At 31.4% G+C, this 21192-nt stretch carries 17 protein-coding genes; 8 read left to right on the top strand and 9 right to left on the bottom strand.

What is annotated here, in order from left to right; translation table 11 throughout:
* Positions 1 to 441: 441 nt before the first annotated feature.
* The 3 genes from rpiB to IEW41_RS11200 are packed head-to-tail and all read left to right on the top strand — an operon-like array spanning position 442 to position 2228.
* Complete coding sequence (gene rpiB, locus IEW41_RS11210; RefSeq protein ID WP_188606454.1) at positions 442 to 879, top strand: ribose 5-phosphate isomerase B; 438 nt, start codon at positions 442 to 444, stop codon at positions 877 to 879.
* The gene (locus tag IEW41_RS11205) at positions 880 to 1785 is read left to right on the top strand and encodes a cation diffusion facilitator family transporter (RefSeq protein WP_188606453.1); all 906 of its coding nucleotides are present in this window, start codon (positions 880 to 882) and stop codon (positions 1783 to 1785) included.
* Positions 1785 to 2228 (top strand): GNAT family N-acetyltransferase, encoded by a 444-nt coding sequence (locus tag IEW41_RS11200; protein ID WP_188606452.1) that lies wholly within the window; start codon positions 1785 to 1787, stop codon positions 2226 to 2228. The genes IEW41_RS11205 and IEW41_RS11200 overlap by 1 nt, the downstream gene beginning before the upstream one ends.
* Here the strand turns inward: IEW41_RS11200 and IEW41_RS11195 are convergent.
* The 7 genes from IEW41_RS11195 to IEW41_RS11165 all read right to left on the bottom strand — a co-directional run bounded on the left by IEW41_RS11195 (position 2218) and on the right by IEW41_RS11165 (position 9982).
* On the bottom strand, positions 2218 to 2574 hold the full coding sequence (locus IEW41_RS11195) for an iron chaperone (RefSeq protein WP_188606451.1): 357 nt from the start codon (positions 2572 to 2574) through the stop codon (positions 2218 to 2220). The two genes, IEW41_RS11200 and IEW41_RS11195, sit on opposite strands and share 11 nt — an antisense overlap.
* Positions 2575 to 2584: 10 nt before the next feature.
* Positions 2585 to 3418: an OmpA family protein gene (locus IEW41_RS11190; RefSeq protein ID WP_188606450.1), complete on the bottom strand. Its 834-nt coding sequence runs from the start codon at positions 3416 to 3418 to the stop codon at positions 2585 to 2587.
* A 64-nt stretch (positions 3419 to 3482) separates the two neighbouring features.
* Positions 3483 to 5120: a S41 family peptidase gene (locus IEW41_RS11185; protein WP_188606449.1), complete on the bottom strand. Its 1638-nt coding sequence runs from the start codon at positions 5118 to 5120 to the stop codon at positions 3483 to 3485.
* Positions 5121 to 5131: 11 nt separating this feature from the next.
* Positions 5132 to 5512 (bottom strand): ribonuclease P protein component, encoded by a 381-nt coding sequence (gene rnpA, locus IEW41_RS11180; protein ID WP_188606448.1) that lies wholly within the window; start codon positions 5510 to 5512, stop codon positions 5132 to 5134.
* Positions 5513 to 5590: 78 nt separating this feature from the next.
* Positions 5591 to 7486, bottom strand: coding sequence for a M1 family metallopeptidase (locus tag IEW41_RS11175; RefSeq protein ID WP_188606447.1), 1896 nt, complete (start codon positions 7484 to 7486; stop codon positions 5591 to 5593).
* Positions 7486 to 9108: a S8 family peptidase gene (locus IEW41_RS11170; protein ID WP_188606446.1), complete on the bottom strand. Its 1623-nt coding sequence runs from the start codon at positions 9106 to 9108 to the stop codon at positions 7486 to 7488. Before IEW41_RS11170 ends, IEW41_RS11175 begins: the two co-directional genes overlap by 1 nt.
* 13 nt (positions 9109 to 9121) lie before the next feature.
* Positions 9122 to 9982, bottom strand: a complete 861-nt coding sequence (locus IEW41_RS11165; RefSeq protein WP_188606445.1) for an MBL fold metallo-hydrolase — start codon at positions 9980 to 9982, stop codon at positions 9122 to 9124.
* Between the two features lie 168 nt (positions 9983 to 10150).
* Here IEW41_RS11165 and IEW41_RS11160 point away from each other — a divergent pair, with 168 nt between their 5' ends.
* From IEW41_RS11160 to IEW41_RS11150, 3 genes are all read left to right on the top strand, one after another.
* Positions 10151 to 10507: a DUF202 domain-containing protein gene (locus IEW41_RS11160; RefSeq protein WP_308419853.1), complete on the top strand. Its 357-nt coding sequence runs from the start codon at positions 10151 to 10153 to the stop codon at positions 10505 to 10507.
* Positions 10508 to 10541: 34 nt separating this feature from the next.
* Positions 10542 to 12317, top strand: coding sequence for a sodium:proton antiporter (locus tag IEW41_RS11155; RefSeq protein ID WP_188606444.1), 1776 nt, complete (start codon positions 10542 to 10544; stop codon positions 12315 to 12317).
* Positions 12318 to 12410: 93 nt separating this feature from the next.
* The gene (locus tag IEW41_RS11150) at positions 12411 to 14246 is read left to right on the top strand and encodes a cation:proton antiporter (protein WP_188606443.1); all 1836 of its coding nucleotides are present in this window, start codon (positions 12411 to 12413) and stop codon (positions 14244 to 14246) included.
* On the opposite strand, the gene lepA is transcribed toward IEW41_RS11150, so the two are convergent.
* Positions 14243 to 16039: a translation elongation factor 4 gene (gene lepA / locus IEW41_RS11145; protein WP_188606442.1), complete on the bottom strand. Its 1797-nt coding sequence runs from the start codon at positions 16037 to 16039 to the stop codon at positions 14243 to 14245. The genes IEW41_RS11150 and lepA overlap by 4 nt on opposite strands.
* 155 nt (positions 16040 to 16194) lie before the next feature.
* Between lepA and IEW41_RS11140 the strand changes: the two genes are divergently transcribed.
* The gene (locus tag IEW41_RS11140; protein WP_188606441.1) at positions 16195 to 18624 is read left to right on the top strand and encodes a TonB-dependent receptor domain-containing protein; all 2430 of its coding nucleotides are present in this window, start codon (positions 16195 to 16197) and stop codon (positions 18622 to 18624) included.
* Positions 18625 to 18687: 63 nt separating this feature from the next.
* Here IEW41_RS11140 and IEW41_RS11135 read toward each other — a convergent pair whose 3' ends face one another.
* On the bottom strand, positions 18688 to 19788 hold the full coding sequence (locus tag IEW41_RS11135; protein WP_188606440.1) for a TolB family protein: 1101 nt from the start codon (positions 19786 to 19788) through the stop codon (positions 18688 to 18690).
* Positions 19789 to 19928: 140 nt separating this feature from the next.
* Here IEW41_RS11135 and IEW41_RS11130 point away from each other — a divergent pair, with 140 nt between their 5' ends.
* Positions 19929 to 21155, top strand: a complete 1227-nt coding sequence (locus IEW41_RS11130) for a M28 family peptidase (protein ID WP_188606439.1) — start codon at positions 19929 to 19931, stop codon at positions 21153 to 21155.
* Positions 21156 to 21192: the final 37 nt, after the last annotated feature.

The raw sequence follows: 21192 nt of genomic DNA, 5'->3' as shown, positions 1-21192 counted from the left end.
AGGTATAACTTTTTTATGTTTTACTATGATACTATTCTATTTACAGTTTATTAATACATAGTTAACATTATATATGTATATAAAAGGTTGATTTTAAAGTGACTTTTATATGTTATTAACAACTGTTTATAATTGATTTTAATAACTAAATTTTAATAAAAATATTTCTATTTCTTGTTTATATATATCAATTTTAAGTCTGATAAATAACCAAAAAAAAGTGAGTTAAATTTTAGGTTTTCATCTTTACGTTTTTGCTTGTAAAAATTCCTGAGTAAATAAAATTTTTGTTTGAGATTTTAACGACAAGATATTAACAACTAATGAATATAATTTTTATGGTTGTTAACATTAACCATATTTTATTAAAGTAGGGTTTTATAATATTAATACTTAGAGTACGATTTTGTACCTTTACAATAATAAATAATTTAAGTAATTATGACAATTTCAATAGGTAATGATCACGCAGGAACAGATTATAAATTTGCTATTTTAAAACATCTAGAAAAAAAAGGATATACTGTAACTAATTATGGTACAGACTCTAATGATAGTGTAGATTATCCTGATTTTGTTCACCCAGTTGCTAAAGATGTAAATAACAATAAAGTTGATTTTGGAATTTTAATTTGTGGTAGCGCAAATGGAGTTGCAATGACAGCTAATAAGTATCAAAACGTAAGAGCTGGTATTTGTTGGATAAATGAAATTACTGAACTCACAAGACAACATAATAATGCAAATATTATTTGTATTCCCGCGCGTTATACTGCTATACCTCAAGCTATAAAAATGGTTGATACTTTTTTAAGTACAAAATTTGAAGGTGGTCGCCATCAAAACAGGGTTGATAAAATAGCTGTAACTAGTTGTTAAATGGGTCACGATCACTCACATCAACATAAAGATATGAAAGGTAGAAATTTAATAATTTCTATACTTTTAAACATTCTTATAACTGTAGCCCAAGTTGTTGGAGGGCTTATTTCTGGTAGTTTATCTTTATTGAGTGATGCATTACATAATTTTAGCGATGTACTTTCTCTTATTGTAAGTTATATAGCAGCAAAATTATCAAAACAAAAAGCCTCAATACACAGAACATTTGGATATAAAAGAGCAGAAATTCTTGCTGCATTTATTAATGCCTCTACTTTAGTTATTGTTGCTGTTTTATTGATTATTGAAGCTTATAAACGTTTTTTAAACCCTCAAGAAATTGAATCAGAACTAGTTATTTGGTTATCATTAATAGCTATTTTAGGGAATGGATTTAGTGTTTTATTATTAAAAAAAGACTCTAAAAACAATATTAATATGCGCTCTGCTTATTTGCACTTATTTACAGACATGATGGCTAGTGTTGCTGTATTAATTGGTGGTTTATTAATGAAATATTATCAGTTGTTTTGGGTAGATAGTTTATTAACATTACTAATTGCATTGTATTTAATTTGGGTTGGTTATGATTTACTTAAAAAATCAACTAAAATATTAATGTTGTTTACTCCAGAACATATTAATATTAAAGATGTTGTTAGAGCTGTAAATAAAATACCAAAAGTTAATAGACTTCACCACATACATATTTGGTGTTTAAATGATGATGAATTGCATTTAGAAGCCCATTTAGATTTTAATGAAGATATTACTATAAGTGAATTTGATGTTATTTTACACGAAATAGAAGAACTTTTACATCATGAGTTTGCTATAAACCATGTAAATATTCAACCAGAATTTAATAAGAAAGATCCTAAAGAAATTATTGTTCAAGACTAATGCTTAAAATAACTACAAAAACTTTTAAAGAATTAACAACCGACGAATTGTATGCTTTACTACAGTTACGAAGCGAAGTATTTGTTGTAGAACAAGATTGCGTTTATCAAGATATAGATTATAAAGACCAAAAAGCACTTCATGTTTTAGGTTTTAAAAACGATAAGTTAGTTGCTTATACACGTCTTTTTAAACCTGGTGACTATTTTAATTATGCTAGTATTGGAAGAGTAATTGTGGCACAAAATGAAAGAGAACATAAGTATGGCTATGATATCATGAATGCATCTATAAATGCAATTAAAGAATATTATAACGAAACCAGAATTAAAATTTCTGCTCAAACATATTTAAAAAAATTCTATAATAATCTTGGGTTTGAAGAGGTTGAAGAAGGGTATTTGGAAGATGGAATTCCGCACATTGGGATGATTAAAGAGTAACTTCTTCAACTCTATAAACAACAATTTTTGTAATTAAATTGGTAGGCATTGGTTTATTTAAAGGAAATTGAATTGAACCTTTTCCTGTTTTATAGTTTAACAACTCCTTTTTAAAAGCGTCATTTCCTGAAGGAAGAGCATAAAAACCAATATGATTTTTGAAAGCAGCAAAATAAACGAGTTGTTTTCCATTTAACTTAAATGTAGGCATTGCATAACTTATACCTTCAACAGCATTAGGAGCTGTTTTAATAATAGTAGATCTTACTAACTCTAAAACAATTTGTATCTCATTTGGAAATATTGATATGTATTCATCAATATTTTTTGGTTTTGAAGCTAACATTTAAAAAAAATTAGTTGTTCTCCACAACATAAGTTACTAAAATTTCAACCCTTCTATCAAATTTTGGATCTCCACCTAAAGGAAATTTGCGACGCATACCCACATATTTCATGCGCTTAGGGTTCACTCCTTTTTTTACCAAATAATCATAAATATATTTAGCTCTTGCAACAGATAAATTACGTTTTTTAGTTTTTCTATCTATAGCGTCTCTACTATTTTGAGTACAGCAAACATGACCTTGAATAGTAAAATATAAATCATCACGCTCTACTAAAACCTTAGCAACATTTTCTAATGTTTTAACCGATTCTGGCATTAAATAACTATATCCTGTTTTAAATAGAATATTTTCTAAAACAATATTATCACCAGCTTTAATATCGCCTTTTAAAACTTCAGTAACATCTTTTGTTTTAACTTTTTCAACTGGTTTTGGTGGAAAAACAGGCGTTACAATTATTTGAACTTTTCGGTTAAGACCACGTATTTTATCAACGTTTTCTTCTTTAACTAATTTAAGAAGCACCTCGCCTTTTCCATCAACATTTGTGATAATTGATTCGTCAAATTCGTTATTAGAAAAAATGGTTTTAATGCTATTGGCTCTGTCTTGCGATAATTTTAAATTATAACTATGACTCCCTCTATCATCACAAAAACCATAAATAGATATTTTTTCTATATCTAAAGATTCAATTTCAGATAAAAACAAAAGCAGCCTACTATGTTCGGTTTCTATAACTTCAAATTTATCAGTATCAAAATACACTTCATGCACTAACTCTTTTTGAGCCACAGCGAGTTGTGTAATAAATACTAAAAAAATGAATAGGGTTTTCATTGTTTTTTATAAATAACAGAATTAAATATACTAAAAATTAGAAAATCTATAATAAAGAAGCTTACTAGAGATTTAAATAGCTCAAAAATTTGGCCTGATTTTTTAGCAGGTCTTTACTATCTTGAATTTCTGAATTATGAGCAATATAGTAAGTGTACATGCCTTCTCTATAAAAATAGCGTTTCACAATTTCATCAGACAATAAAGACAATATTTGCGTTTTATTTTCATCTATAGCCTTGCTTTTATAAGTACTTAAAGCATTAGTCATTGCTTTATAATTACTATCAATTGCAGCATTTAATCCTTCAGATTTTGCGATAGCAAGAGCTTCATCAAAAGCTTTTTCTGTTTTAGTCTCAAAACTAAAATTATTACTTTTTAAGAAGCTTTTAAAGTCACTAAAATCACTATCATTTAATTTAAACCCTTTTAAATCACTTACTGAGTTTTTATAATAGTATTTAGTGGCATAATTAAAAACAAGATTTTCTTCAGAAATTGCAGTAGTTATAGGGCTTAATTTTGAATACTCTAATTCAATATCTGGCTGAATTCCTCCACCATCATAAACCGTTCTTCCTCGACGTGTTTTAAAGGCATTATAGTTTTCTTTAGCAACTCTAGTAGCTTTACCACTTTCATCTCTATTCCAATAATCTAAAGCCTGAATACACCTTCCTGATGGAGTATAATAGCGAGATATTGTAATTTTTATTTGAGTACCATAAACCAAACTTTTAGGACGCTGAACAAGGCCTTTTCCAAAACTACGAGTTCCTACAATAACAGCTCGATCTAAATCTTGCAAAGCACCAGCAACAATCTCACTTGCAGAAGCGCTTTTTCCATCGATCAAAACAATTAACGGAATATCGGTGTCAATAGGTTCTTTTTGAGTGTAATACGTTTTGTTATACTTCTCTACTTTAGACTTAGTGGTTACTACTAGCTGGTTTTGAGGCACAAAAATATTAGTAACATTTACAGCTTCGGTTAATAAACCACCAGGATTTCCGCGCAAATCTAAAATGAGTTTTTTAGCACCTTGGTTTTTTAAAGCTCTAACAGCTGTAATAGTTTCTTGTGACGCCTTATCTCCAAATTTTCTTAATACTAAATACCCAATTTCATTATCAACCATTGAATAATGTGGCACATCGTGTATTTCTACAGACTCTCTTTTAATGGTTGCCGTTTGAGTTTTTCCTTGTCTTAAAAATGTAACATTTACTGTTGAACCTGTAGCTCCTTGAAGTAAATTACCTGCATCATCTTTAAAATCGGCAACAACAACGTTTTCTACCTTTATAATTTCATCTCCAGCCTTTAAACCAGCCTTATCTGCTGCATAATCTTTATAAGGCTCGATGATAACCAATCTGTCTTTAAGTGTTAATACACTTGCTCCAATACCTGTATAATCACCTGTATTGTTTATTCTTGCGTTTTCAACGTCTTGTTCATTATAAAAATTGGTATAAGGATCTAGGTCTTGCAACATATTTTTAATTGCAGTATCCATTAAATCACCAGGATTAGTCTCATCAACATAATTCATGTTTACCTCTTTATAGAGCGTAGTGAATATTTCTATTTGCTTTGCTATTTCAAAAAAATCGCCTTTAAAAGCTGTTCCTGTTAAGAATATTGAAAGCAGTACAACAGGAATTATAATTTTCTTTTTTAGTAAGGTTTTCATCAGTATATATTTTAATCTTCAGTAGAAGTTTCTTTTAAAAATTTTTCAAATAATTGATTCATTTTTTCATTAACAGCGTCAAATTCTGTTCCATCTTTACCAATGTACAAAATCATTAACGCATATTGTGTTGTAATGTTGTTAAAATAGTTAGCCTTATTAAGCCTGTATGCTTCTCTCATTAGGCGCTTAATTCGGTTCCTATCTACTGCATTTTTGAAATGACGCTTACTTACAGAAACACCAGCTTTTATTTTAACATTATCATCAAAAGTAGTTTCAATAAACACCAATCGTAATGGATATGACACGACCGATTTTCCTTCTAGAAAAAGTTTCTCGATGAGTTTTTGACTCTTAAGCTTTTCGGTTTTATTGAATGTTAGCTTCATGTTGTGTAAAGGTAGTAAGGATTACTAAATAAAAAAACCACTTTAATTAGTGGTTTTTTTATTTATATGTTAGAGATATTAAGGCTTATTAGTTCCCTCTTTAGTATTATAAATAATATTATTTTCTTTATTTATATCAGCCATAAACCCTTTTGGGTCGATGATTACCGACTTAATAGTTGATTTTGGTTTTTCAATAGAAAACTCAAAAGAAGGATAAGCCCAAGCCCAGTCATTTAGTATATTTGCTTCTGTGGGTTTATTACCAAACATCATTCTTAATGGAATATAAAACTGTTGTTTTGTTCCATCAGTAAATTCAACTTCTATATCTAATGGCATTGGCATTAAGCCAATTCGCTCTAAAGTTATTTTCGTGTTATTTCCATCTTCTTTCATACTCTTAATTCCGTAATCAATAGTATTAGTTGTTTGTGTCCAATCCATTAAATACCAATCTAATTCTAATCCAGACACTTTTTCAGCAACTCGAATAACATCTAATGGTTTAGGATGCTTGAAAGCCCATTCTTTAAAATATGTTTTGAGTGTTTTATCTAAATTTTCCTCACCAATAACATAGCCTAATTGCGCCAAAAACACACACCCTTTATAATAAGAAGAAACAGAATAAGAGCGATTGTAAATATATCTGTCAGCGTGCGTTGTTTCTGGTTGTTCTGTACCAGAATTTGCATGCCATAAATAAGTATTATAAGCTCTTTCCCATGGGTTTTCTTTATTTAGTTTTAAAAGAGTATCTACTGCTCTATATTCAATATATGTAGCAAACCCTTCATCCATCCACTCATGTTTTAATTCGTTAGTAGCAACAAGAAATTGAAACCAAGAATGAGCTACCTCATGTACCAATGTTCCATACACTAATCTCTCAAAAACACCCTCACCAAGAGTTAGGGTGCACATTCCGTATTCCATACCTCCATCTCCACCTTGAATAACAGAATATTGCTTGTAAGGATATTTACCAACAAGGCCACTATAATATGTCATAAATTCAGCAACTTTTGGTTGTAAATTTTTCCAATTATCTAGTTTATCTTGAGGCATTGTTGATTTATAAAGGAAGTGTAGCATTGGCCCATTTTCTACCTGAAGCTTATCATGTTTATATTCAGGATCTGCTGCCCAAGTAAAATCATGAACATTAGGCGCTTTAAAATGCCATGTTAAAGTTTTTCCTTTTTGCTTTTTTACTGGTTGGGTTTCATATCCATGGCCAATTTCGTTTGGGTTTTGTAAATACCCAGTTCCACCAACTGTATAATTTTTATCGATAGTGATTTTAACATCAAAATCTCCCCAAACACCATAAAACTCTCTAGCAATATAAGGATCTGCGTGCCAACCTTCAGTATCATATTCAGCTAATTTTGGGTACCATTGCGCCATTGACAAGGCAACTCCTTCGCTATTATTTCGACCAGAACGACGTATTTGAACAGGTACTTGAGCATTAAAAACCATATCGAAAGTTGTTTTTTCACCTGGCTTAATTGGTTCAACCAAATCAACCACTAAAACAGTTCCTACGGTTTTATATTGAAGTGCTTTTCCATTTTGTGTTAATGAGCTTACTTTTATAAAACCAATTTCATCTGGTTTTAATTTACTTATTCTGCTTTGATAGTTTGGTTCTTCTTTGGTGCCAAAGTTAGGAGCCATTCTTCTGTCTGGGTCTGCAATACTTTGGGCTCTTGCATCCATCTCACTTCCTGGTTGAAACGCATTAGGATACAAATGATAAAACACCCTATTTAATACATCAGGAGAGTTATTTGTGTACACTAATTTTTGTGTCCCATTATATTGATAGGTATTAACATCCATATTGATTTCCATTGTGTAATCAACATGTTGCTGCCAATAAGAATTACCAGATTGAGCAAATAGATTTATTCCACTATTTAAAATAAAGCAAGTAGATAAAATATATTTTAAAATGAATTTCATTATTGTATGTTTTTTGAGATTTTTTCAGCCATAATTAAAGCATTATATGCGTTTGCAATTCTACCTGATTTTGATAAAACGCTGAAAGATTGAACATTATTCGCATCTCCACCTACAATCACTTTTGTAGTTAAAGGCAATCCAGAATCTACAATTATTTGTTTTACCTGAGTAGCTGTTAAATTAGGATATTGCGAGCGAATTAAAGCAGCAATACCAGCAACAGCAGGAGAGGCCATAGATGTACCACCTATAGACTCGTATTCATTTTCAGGGAATGTTGAATAAATATCTTCGCCTGGAGCAAAAACATCGACATTAATTTTCCCATAATTAGAAAAACCAGACACCATTTTTGAACCATAAACAGGATCCAAAGAGCCAACAGTTATAAAATTATTTGCAACTTCTAACCCAGTTCCAATGGCGTCATTAGGATATACATCTTTCTTGTCTAAATCAATTCCCTCATTACCTGCAGCATTTACAATTAATACATCTTTTTGTCCAGCATAAGCAATTGCGTCTCTAACCCAATCGCTATGTGGAGAATAGTATTTTCCGAAACTCGTATTAATCACCTTTGCTCCATTATCAACCGCATAACGTATAGCTAAAGCCACATCTTTATCATACTCATCTCCATTTGGAACAGCACGAACAGACATAATTTTTACATTGTTTGCAACGCCATTAACACCTTTATTGTTATTACGTTCTGCAGCAATAATTCCAGCAACATGAGTACCATGACTTTCATCTTTTTTTACAGGCTTAACGTTTCCGTTTCCGTAAAATTTTTGTGACAAATCATCAGGATTATCACCTGTTTTTCTTCCTCTAAAATCTTTATTTAAATTGAAGTTTAAACGCTCAGAAATGCTAACAATAGCATCACTAAGTTCTTTTTTGAAATCTGATACAGTTTCAAAATCTAAACTATAAACATATTTTAATATAGAAATTGATTGTTGAAGTGATGCATCTTCAGTTTTAATAGAATTAACATCATTTTGAGTATAATTATCTTTTTTTAAATATGTAGATACTGCCTGATCAGCAGATACTACTTGTTGTAGAATTTGATCGTACTGAACTTTTCTGCTAGAGTATTTTTGATAATCTTTTTCATATTCAGCCTGAGCTTCTTGGTATCTTGGATTACTTTTGTCGTCACTTGCTAATAAGCGCACATATTCTAATTGCTCGTCGTAAGCATCTCCAAGAAAATTCCAACCATGAATATCATCAATATATCCATTATTATCATCATCTTTTCCGTTGTTTGCAATTTCTTTAGTATTTGTCCAAATTACACCATCTAAATCTTCATGACCTATATCAATTCCGGAATCTATAACAGCCACAATTGTAGTTTGGCCTTTTTTGTTTTTTATGATTTCATTGTAAGCTTTATCAATACTCATTCCAGGAACCGTATCTTGTACAAGGTCTAAATGCCCCCAAACGCGTTTCTGATTTTCAGTGAGTTTTGAGGTTTTTAATGGTAATGTGTCAATGTTTTCAATAGGAGTTGAAATAACTCCAGAAGTGCTACCGCAACCAAATAAAATAGAAGCCGCAATAGCAGAAAGTAGAAGGGGTTTAAAATTAAATGTCATTGTTTTTAAATAATTAAGTGAATATATCTTTTGGGGTAAATACGTCTTTTAATCGAACACCTTTTTCTGTGTGTTCAACAGTTATAATTTCATTATGTGCATCATGCTCTAGAAACAAATAAAAGTTTTTATCTGCCGCTAAATTGAGGAATTTTTCCTTTTCGGTTAAGGTTAATAATGGCCTTGTATCGTAACCCATTACAAACGGAATAGGTAAATGACCTGCAGTTGGCAGCAAATCTGCCATAAAAGCAATGGTTTTATCTTTATATGTTATTAACGGAATCATTTGTTTGTCAGTATGTCCATCAGCAAAAAAGATATCAAATCCTAATTCGGAGTTTTTTAATAAATCATTTTCTGGAAGCGAAGTAAATTTAAGCTGCCCACTTTCTTCCATTGGTATAATATTTTCTTTTAAAAACGATGCTTTTTCTCTATTATTTGGTTGTGTTGCCCATTTCCAATGATCTTTATTACTCCAAAAATGCGCATTTTTAAAAGCTGGTTCATAACCTGTTCTGTCTTTATTCCACTGAACACTTCCACCGCAATGGTCGAAATGAAGATGAGTCATAAATACGTCAGTAATATCGTCTCTATGAAACCCATAAGTTTTTAAGGATTTATCTATAGAGTCATTTCCCCATAAATAATAGTATCCATAAAACTTATCACTTTGTTTATTGCCCATTCCAGTATCAATTAATATTAATCGATTTCCATCTTCAATTAACAAACAACGTGCCGCAATATCTATCATATTGTTGTTATCAGCAGGATTGGTTTTTTGCCACAACGCTTTTGGCACCACACCAAACATTGCGCCACCATCGAGTTTAAAGTTTCCTGATTCTATTGGATATAATTGCATGGCTGTGTATAAGTATTGTTATTAAATCGCAAATTAACAAAAGTTGCATAGCTATTCTAAATCAATAGTTTTATTTAGTTGTTTTTTAACATTTGGTTTATTAAGTAAATGAAGCTTTCTTTTGAAAGGTTTAAAAATTGAATTAATTTTATAAAAACCACGATTCTTATGGCAATTAAACACATTATCGAAACACCTTTAAAAATAAAAAAAATGAAATTATTGAGGTTTGGACGTGATTTCAAGCCAGATGAAGAAGTTATTTTAAGAGACTATCTAGCAATTGAGCGCACTCGATTAGCTAATGAACGCACTTTGCTTTCATATATTAGATCTTCACTTTATTTGTTATTGGGTGGGATTGCTTTTTTTCAGCTGGAAATCTTTCCTAATTTTAGATATTTAGCCATAGTCTCACTTTTTTTTAGCATTCTTTTTTTAATTATTGGCATTTATCGATTTACACTTTTAAAGAAAAGTTTAAAAAGATTGTACTATATGTCTGAATCTAAAGAAGATAATTAACGTTATCAGCATTAACTAAATACAAGGATTAGTTATGAGCATCGATTTGATTATCACATTTTGTATTATTGGTGTTGGCGTCTTTCTTTTCGTTAAAGACTACTTTTCTATTGACACAACGTCTATCCTAATTATGGCAATGTTCATAGTTGCAGGTGTATTAAATCCTGAAGAAGGCTTTTCTGGATTTAACCATCCAGCGACCTTAACCTTAGGCTGCATTTTTGTGGTTAGTGGAGGTGTATTTAATTCGGGAATTCTTGATGGTTTAAGTCACAGGATTATTAAACTTGCCAAAATACACTATCTAATAGCGCTTGTGGTTTTTTGCTTAATTACCGCTATGTTTTCGGCGTTTATTAACGATACAGCTGTTGTGGCACTTATGTTACCAATTGCATTAACGGTTTGCAGAGAAACAAATATTAGCCCTGCAAAGTTATTAATGCCAATTTCGTTTGCAGCTCTTTTTGGTGGCACTTGTACGCTCATTGGAACATCAACCAATATCTTAGTGAGCAGTTATGCGGAAAAGTACGGACTTGAGGAGTTTGGTATGTTTGAGTTTAGTGGTGCTGCAATTTGTTTACTTGTTGTTGGATTTGCTTATATGTTTATTATTGGGCCATTTTTACTTCCTAAACGCAAGGATGAAGATAATGAGCTTACTAAAAAAGCCGAACAGTATATTACAGAGCTCACAGTTGAAGAAGGGTGTGCAGACATCAATAAACCCATTATTAAGTCAAAATTGGTGATAGATTTTAATGTCAATATTCTTTCGATTATGCGCGAAGGGAGCTTGCGATATGATTTAGGACCAGAAACGATTTTACTAAAAGATGATGTTTTAAAAGTGGTAGTGCCACCACAAACCCTTCATCGATTATTAGATATTAAAGGCTATAAAGTAAGGGGTAGTAAACGAATTAAAAACCCAGAAGTTAAATCAGATAATTACAATGTCTATGAAGTGATAATTCCTTTTGGGTCGAGTTTGGCCGAAGGTTCTCTTAAATCATTACGTTTTAATAGACGATACAATATGTCTGTTTTAGCCATTCGTCAGCGTGGTGAAATTATATTAGACAAGCTATCATCTGTAAAATTAATGGAAGGCGATATGCTATTAGTTTTAGGACAAAAAGAAGAAATAAAAAATCTTGAATCAAAAAAGCTTGTGGTTACACTTTCTGAATATCAAAAGAAAAAAACCAATTTCAGAAAGGCTATTCCAGCAGTTTTAATAGGAATTGGAGTTGTGCTAGCGGCTTCATTAAACCTTACTTCCATTTTAATAAGTGCTATGGTTGGAGCATTATTAATGGTTTTAACAGGCACCTTAAAACCCATTGAAGCTTATAATGCTGTTGAGTGGAAAGTTATTTTTATGATGGCTGGAGTTCTCTCTATGGGTACAGCTCTTGAAAAAACAGGAGGCGCTAAATTAATTGCTGATTTTATTCAAAGCACTTTAGGACAATACGATCCGCACATCACATTAAGCTTATTGTATCTCGTTACATTTATATCAACCAATCTTATTTCTAGTAAAGCAACAGCCGCATTACTAACACCAGTTGTAATTAGCTTATCATCCATCATGGAAATAAGCGAACGTCCCTTTTTGGTTGCGGTAATGTTTGCGTGTTCACTTACGTTTATGACACCTATGAGTTACCCAACAAATACGATGGTATATGCGCCAGGAAATTATAAATTCAACGACTTTTTAAAATTTGGAACACCTCTTAATTTAATTATATGGTTAGCTGCATCTTTTATTATACCTTATTTTTTCCCATTTTAATTTTACTTAGTAAGATTAATTTATGAATGATTTATATTCAACAAAAATAACTTTACTATCTTTCAAGAGTTAAAAAAGAACCACAACTAAACTATGTTAGAATTAGCAGGAATTATCATTTTGGGTATATTGGCACAATGGGTTGCGTGGAAGTTTAAAATACCAGCAATTCTACCCTTAATATTAATAGGATTATTAGTAGGCCCTATTGCAGCTGAGTATTTATCTGAAGACCACACAAAATGGATTGAACCAATTTGGAATGGAGAAGAAGGTTTATTTCCAGGTGAAAGTTTATTCTATTTTGTTTCTCTTGCAATTAGTATTATTCTTTTTGAAGGTGGATTAACGCTTCGACTTAAAGAAATAAAAAATGTTGGGCCAGTAATTACTAAACTAATTACAGTTGGTTCTGTTGTAACATTTTTTGGAGCATCGGTAGCAGCTCACTATATATTTTATTTAAGCTGGGAAATGTCCTACCTCTTTTCGGCATTAATTATAGTAACAGGACCAACGGTTATAACGCCAATTTTACGAAATATACCGTTAAAACCAGATGTATCTGCGGTTTTAAAATGGGAAGGTATTTTAATCGACCCAATAGGAGCGCTTGTTGCAGTATTAGTGTTTGAATTTATAAGTGTTGGAGGAGGTGGAGAGTTTACTAAAACAGCCATGATTGAATTTGGTAAAATTGTTTTATTTGGAACCACTTTTGGTTTTACTTTTGCTCACGGACTCAATTTTGCAATCAATAAGAGGCTAATTCCGCATTATCTATTAAATGTTTTTGCGCTAGCTTCGGTTTTAGGGGTTTTTGTCTTATCTGATAGTTTTGCACACGAATCTGGTTTATTAGCTGTAGTTGTTATGGGAATGGTTTTAGGAAACTCTAATTCTCCATATTTAAAAGAACTTCTATATTTTAAAGAATCACTAAGTGTACTCTTAATATCAATACTGTTTATTTTACTTGCCGCAAATATTAATATGGAAGATTTGCTACTTATTTATAATTGGAACACAGTAGTACTATTTTCTGTTGTTGTTTTTATTTTAAGACCAATAGGTGTGTTTTTAAGCACTTATAATTCTTCATTAAAACTTAATGAACGTTTGTTTATAAGCTGGGTTGGACCTCGTGGTATAGTTGCAGCAGGTATTGCGTCTTTATTTGGGCTAAAATTAGCTAAAGAAGGTGTTGCAGGCGCAGAATATATTACACCACTCGTATTTATGATAGTGCTTGGTACAGTATTATTTAACGCAACAACAGCAAGATTTTTCGCTAAAATTGTTGGTGTATTCTTAAAACAATCTAACGGAATTTTAATTATTGGAGCCACCAAAGCTTCAAGGTTAATTGGTGATTATTTAGAAAAAAATGATAGACATGTTGTTTTAATAGACAACAACCAAACCAATATTTTAAAAGCTAAAGAATTAGGTTTAGAAGCTATAAATTCGAATATATATTCAGACTCTTTAGAAGATAACATTGAGTTAAGTGATGTTGGTTATTTAATTGCTTTAACTGGAAATTCAGATATTAACACCTTTGCCATCAATAAGTTTGGAAAAGATTTTGGTGAAAACGGAGCATTTAGACTAGTAACACGTGAGGAATTAAGTGATCCTAATCACACTCTAAAGCAAGGTATATTTCTTCAAACAGACGATTTTATTTCTTTAGCAGAAGTTACAAGAAAGTACCCTGCAATTCATGAAATAAATATTAAAGACAAAGAGCATTTCAATAGCCTAATAATTAAATCTGAAAAAGACAAAGACAACATAGCTTTGTTTTTAAAAGACCCATCTGGCGAACTTCACATCATATCTAATATTGATAAAGACACAGAAACTTTTGCTAAAGGATGGAAGCTAGTGTATTTAGGAAAGCCTTTTGATGTAGAAAAAATCTAATCGTTTAACTTTAATACAGCCATAAATGCCTCTTGAGGAATCTCAACGTTTCCTACTTGTCGCATACGTTTTTTACCTTTTTTCTGTTTTTCTAGTAGTTTACGTTTACGAGAAATATCTCCACCATAACACTTAGCTGTTACATCTTTACGAAGCGCTTTAATGGTTTCTCTAGAAATTATTTTTGCACCAATTGCAGCTTGAATTGGAATATCAAATTGTTGACGAGGAATAAGCTCTTTTAATTTCTCGCACATTTTTTTCCCAATATTTTGTGCGCTATCAGCATGTATTAATGATGAAAGAGCATCAACAGGTTGAGCGTTTAATAAAATGTCAACACGAACTAATTTTGAAACTCGCATCCCTATAGGTGAATAATCAAAAGACGCATATCCTTTAGAAACAGTTTTTAATCTGTCGTAAAAATCGAATACAATTTCTGCCAATGGCATATCAAAGGTAAGCTCAACACGTTCAGTTGTTAAATAGGTTTGATTGGTTATCACACCACGCTTATCAATACATAACGACATCACATTACCAACAAAATCAGCTTTAGTAATAATGGTGGCTTTAATATAAGGCTCTTCAACACGATCTAATCCAGAAGGATCAGGAAGGTCAGAAGGGTTATTCACAATTATAGGTTCGTCAACATGTTTTTTGGTAAAAGCATGATACGACACGTTAGGAACCGTTGTAATCACAGTCATATCAAATTCACGCTCTAAACGCTCTTGAATGATTTCCATGTGCAACATTCCTAAAAATCCACAACGAAAACCAAAACCTAATGCCGCAGAACTTTCAGGAATAAAAACCAAAGACGCATCGTTAAGTTGTAATTTTTCCATAGAGGCACGAAGCTCTTCATAATCCTCAGTATCAACAGGATAAATACCAGCAAAAACCATTGGTTTTACATCTTCAAAACCTCCAATTGCATTTTTGGTTGGGTCTTTTGCATCAGTAATTGTATCTCCAACTTTTACTTCTTTTGCTTCTTTAATTCCTGTAATAAGATAGCCAACATCACCTGCTTTTATTTCCTGTCTTGGAAATTGTTTAAGCTTTAAAGTTCCAACTTCATCAGCATTATACGTTTTACCAGTAGCAATAAATTTTATAAGCTGATTTTTCTTTATAGAGCCATTAATAACCCTAAAATAAGTTTCAACACCTCTAAACGGATTGTAAACTGAATCGAAAATTAATGCTTGTAAAGGTTCGTCTACATTCCCTTTTGGCGAAGGAACGCGCTCAATAATAGCTTCTAAAATATTATCTACACCAAAACCAGTTTTACCACTTGCATGAATAATTTCAGAAGGATCACATCCTAATAAATCGACAATATCATCAGTAACTTCTTCTGGATTAGCGCTTGGCAAATCCACTTTATTAAGTATAGGAATTATCTCTAAATCATTTTCTAAAGCCAAATAAAGGTTAGAAATTGTCTGCGCCTGAATACTCTGAGCAGCATCAACAATTAATAATGCACCTTCACAAGCAGCTATAGATCGAGAAACTTCGTAACTAAAGTCAACGTGACCTGGAGTGTCAATAAGGTTTAAAGTATATTGTTCGCCTTTGTATGTATATTCCATTTGGATAGCGTGAGACTTGATGGTTATACCACGTTCACGCTCTAAATCCATATTATCAAGTAGCTGGTCTTGCTTTTCTCTATCTGTAATAGAGCCCGTAAACTCTAACAACCTGTCAGCAAGAGTACTTTTACCATGATCAATATGCGCAATAATGCAAAAATTTCTAATATGCTTCATAAACCTTTTTCTTCAATCTAAAGATTGTGCAAATATAACGCAAATATTGAGCTTTTTAGAGATTTTATTTTTCTCAAAAAATCGATAAAATGCGGATAAACTATAAAATTAAGTCTGAAACAAATAGTATATTGCGTGTCAAACCAAAATTTACAATGAATAGAGTTTTTAGTTACAGTTTATTATGCTTTTTATTTGTTTCACTTTCTGGATTTTCTCAAAACCATACGATTTCTGGACAAGTTATAGATGAACAAAACGCGCCTATTGCTTATGCTAATGTTTTGTTGTTAAAGACAATAGATTCAGAAACTAGTAATTACAATGGAGTTTCAACAGATGAAAACGGTTTTTTTGCATTAAAAAACATCGAACCTGGCAACTATAGAATTGTTATTAGTTTTTTAGGATTTAAAGACTTCACAAAAGATTTAGCAATAGATGGCAGCAATATTGACTTAAAGCAAATTACACTTGAAGAGTCTGCTCAAGCTTTAGACCAAATAAATGTGGTTGTTAAAAGACCAACACTAAAAAAAGAAGCAGACAGATTAGTGTTTAACATAGAAAACACCGCATTAATTGAAGGAAATATGTTTCAGGTTTTAAAAAGCACGCCTGGAATTTTGGTAATGGATAATAGTATTCAGGTTAAAAACTCAACACCAACGGTTTATATAAACGATAAAAAAGTACATTTAACTAATGACGAGTTGGTTCAGTTACTCGAAGGTTCTTCAGCAAACTCTATAAAATCAGTAGAGGTTATTACTAATCCTTCTTCAAAATATGATGCAGAAAGCGGAGCAGTTATAAACATTGTAATGAGTAAAAATTTAGTAACAGGATACAGAGGCAATGTATTTACAAATTTTACTCAAGGAATTTATCCACGTTATGAAGCAGGAATGAGTCACTTTTTTAAATCTGACAAAATCAACTTTTTTGCAAATTACACTTATAATGACAGTAAGATTGATAGGTTTCAAAGGGATGAAATTAATTATTTAGACACCAATAATGATGTAGACCAAATTTTTAATTCTTTAATCAATAGGACAACTTGGTCTAAAACACATAATCTAAACTTTAATTTTGATTATTCGATAAACGAAAACAACACATTAAGTTTATCGACAAGCTCCCTATGGATGCCATATTTTAAGTATAATATTATAAATAATACTAATGTTTTAGACTCTAATCAAAATTTAGACTATTATTTTGATGCAAACAATTTATCAAATGATGATAAGTATAATCTTGGTTTCGATTTAGACTATGTACACAAGTTTAAAAAAGCAGGAGAAAAATTAGCTGTTAATACGCATTACACTACTTATAACTACAAAAGAGATCAAAATGTATTAAGTAATTATTATGATAATAATGATGCATTTATACAATCAACAGCATTTAGAACAGATAGTAATCAGGACACAGAAATTTTTACAGCTAAAGCAGATTATACGTTACCAACAAGTGACTCCTCTGTTTTAGAAATTGGCGCAAAGGCATCAAACATTAAAACAAATAGTGACATTACAAGGTTTAATATCTCTAATGGAGTTGAAACACTTGATCTTAACAATTCTGATGCTTTTAATTACGATGAAGACATTTATGCCGCTTATGTAAACTTTACTAAAGATTGGGAAAAATTAAGCTTAAATGTTGGAATTAGAGCAGAGCAAACCAATCTTAAAGGGTTTTCTGTAGCTAACAATATTACAAACACACAAGACTATTTAGAGTGGTTTCCAACTACCAACCTTTCTTATAATGTATCAGACAATCTTTCATTTTCTTTAAAATATAAAAGAAGTATTGTTAGACCAGATTACCAAAGTTTAAATCCGTTTCAGTTTTTTTTAAATGACAATACAATTGTTACAGGTAATCCAAACCTTCAACCAGTATTTGTTAATCATACTACAGTAGGAACCACTTTCTATAAAAATATTTTTACAATAGAAGCTTATTACAAAAAGAGCGACAATAATATTTTTGAATTACCTCGACAAGACAACACCAATAACATATTAACATATACGCCAGTAAACATTAATAAAACTACAGAATATGGCTTTGATTTTATAGCCTATTTTAACATGACAGAGCGTTGGTCAGTGTATTTTGTAACGTCTTTTTATAACACAAAAGACGAAGACGTTTTTGATAATGAGTTTGTAACAAGAAGTCAGTGGGCAAACTTTAGCCAAACAAGCCAGAACGTTACCTTTTTAAAGGACAAAAGTCTTTCGGCTAATTTGTCGATAATTTATGCCTCTAAAAACACCCAAGGTTTTACTCAATCTGATGATGTATTGATGTCTGATTTGTCGCTTTCTAAAAGTATATTAAAGAAAAACGGAACACTGTCTTTGTCTATTTCAGACTTGTTTAACCGACAAGACTTTAATACTTCAATTAATTACTTAAATCAATCTAGCACTAGTCACACTAACCTAGACACGCGTTTTATTAAATTAGGATTTAGATATAAGTTTGGAAACACAAATTTAAGTACAAATCAGCGTTCAAGTAGTCAACAAGAAACAGACCGTTTAGAGAAAAAACAATAGTTTTAGTCTTTACTCTTAGCAATAAACAAATCGGTGTCTCAATTATTTAATTTCAGAATAACGCTAGTCGCGCCATTCAGCAATAAATAAGTTGGTATCTCTACCTCCTCCATTATTTCTATTAGAAGAGAAAATTAGGTTTTTACCATCGTTAGAAAACACAGGGAACGCATCAAAAGTTTCGCTATGTGTAACACGTTCTAATCCTTTTCCATCGATACCAATCATATATAAATTAAAGGGAAAACCACGCTCTGCTTCAAAATTTGAAGAAAAAATCACACGTTTTCCATCAGGTAAAAAGAAAGGGCTCCAATTTGCATTTCCAAGATTAGTTAACTGTCGCAAATCACTTCCATCAGCATTACAAATATAAAGCTCCATGTTAGTTGGTTGCACTAATCCTTGGCTTAATAATTCTTTATATTCAGCAATTTCACCTTCAGTTTTTGGACGTGACGAACGGAATATAAGCTTGGTTCCGTCTGGTGAAAAGAAAGCGCCTCCATCATAACCAAGCTCAAACGTAATTTGTTTCACATCGCTTCCATCTATATTCATCGTGTATAAATCTAAATCGCCATTTCGCGTAGACGTGAATACAATTTTATCACCTTTTGGAGATACTGTTGGTTCGGCATCATAACCAATTTCGTTAGTTAGTTGTGCAGTAATATTACCATTTAAATCAGCCACAAAAATGTCGTAAGTATCATAAATTGGCCAAATGTATTTTCCATCTTTTTTTTGTGCAGTTTCAGGACAAGCTTCGCCCCCTAAATGTGTTGAAGCATAAATAATATGCTTGTTATCAGGCAAAAAATAAGAACATGTTGTACGACCTTTTCCCGTGCTTAACATAGGAGGTATTTTGTTTTCAAAAGTTTCACCTACATTCATTAAAAACATTTGATCACAACTCACATTCCATTTAGTGTTATTAGATTGAAATACAACTTGCTTATCATCAAAACTCCAATACGCTTCAGCGTTATCACCACCAAAAGTGATTTGTTTAATAGATTTAAAATGTTTCTCTTCAGGAAAAATTAATGAATTTGATGAGGTTTCTTCAACCGAATTGCTTTTATGAGCATTAAGTTCTTTTTCATTTTTACAAGAAATGAATGAAAAAGCTATTAAAAGTGATACAATGTATTTCATCTGTAATTTATTATTTGTTTTTTATGTCAGATGCGATGCCAATATTATCAAATTAGTAAAAATCTAAATATGTAGTTGTAGGCATTTGATCTGGTTTATATAAATATTACCTAATTTTGTGTAAAATTAATACTTTAGAAATGAAAACAATATATGTCTTACTTTTTTTGATGATTCTAACATCATGTAAAAACAATTCAACAAAAGCAATTACAATAAAAGAAGATATTGCTGTTTTGGCTTCAGATGCGTATGAAGGTAGAGAAACAGGAACTAAAGGCGAACAAGAAGCTGCAGAATATATCTCTAAACGATTTAAAGATTTAGGCCTTGAGCCAAAAGGAACTAATGGCTTTTTTCAAACATTTAGCTTTAAACCAAAAACAGATCCTCATAGCGAAGTGTCTTACGTAATTATGGCTGAAGACAGCACAATTACAGGAACAAACATTTTGGGTTTTATAAATAATAATGCAGAACAGACTATTATTATTGGAGCGCATTATGATCATTTAGGTTTTGGTAGCGAAGGTTCATTATATAGAGGAAAAGAAAAGGCTATTCATAATGGAGCAGATGACAATGCTAGTGGAGTTGCTGTGATGTTAGACTTAATTAGTAAGTTGAAAAACGCAAACAAGAGTAACAATTACTTATTTATGGCTTTTTCAGGAGAAGAAATGGGGCTTTTAGGGAGTAATTACTTTGTAAAAAATCCAACAATCGATATTAAGAAAGCTAACTATATGATAAATATGGATATGGTTGGACGCTTAAAAGCCGATAGTACATTGGCTGTTTATGGTGTTGGTACTTCTCCACGTTTTAAGCAATCATTAATGGCAAATAATACGAGGTTTAAGTTAATAGAAAAAGAATCTGGTGTTGGCCCATCTGACCACACATCGTTTTATTTGAGTGATATTCCTGTGCTGCATTTTTTCACAGGTCAACATGAAGATTATCATAAACCAGGCGATGATTCCGATAAGTTGAATTATGAAGGGATGGAGGCTATTTCTAATTATATTTTTGATGTAATTTCCGATTTAGATAAAGCAGGAAAATTACAATTCAGAAAAACCAAAAACGAAAGTGAAGAAACACCTCGATTTAAAGTTGGATTAGGCGTTATACCAGATTATATGTTTGATGGAAAAGGTATGCGAATTGATGGCGTAAGCGAAGATAAACCAGCTCAAAAAGCAGGATTACAAAAAGGGGATATTGTAATTAAATTAGGCGATAGCACAATTGTAGATATGATGAGTTATATGCGAGCGCTATCGGTATTTAATGAAGGCGATAGCACTAAAGTAATAGTAGATAGAAACGGTAAACAAATTGAAGTAGATTTAAAATTCTAGATAATTCTATCAATTTCAATACTTTTGCAAAATATTT

The organism is Aquaticitalea lipolytica (assembly GCF_014641635.1).
Classification (GTDB): Bacteria; Bacteroidota; Bacteroidia; order Flavobacteriales; family Flavobacteriaceae; genus Aquaticitalea; species Aquaticitalea lipolytica.
This window is presented reverse-complemented; position numbering and strand designations above follow the sequence as displayed.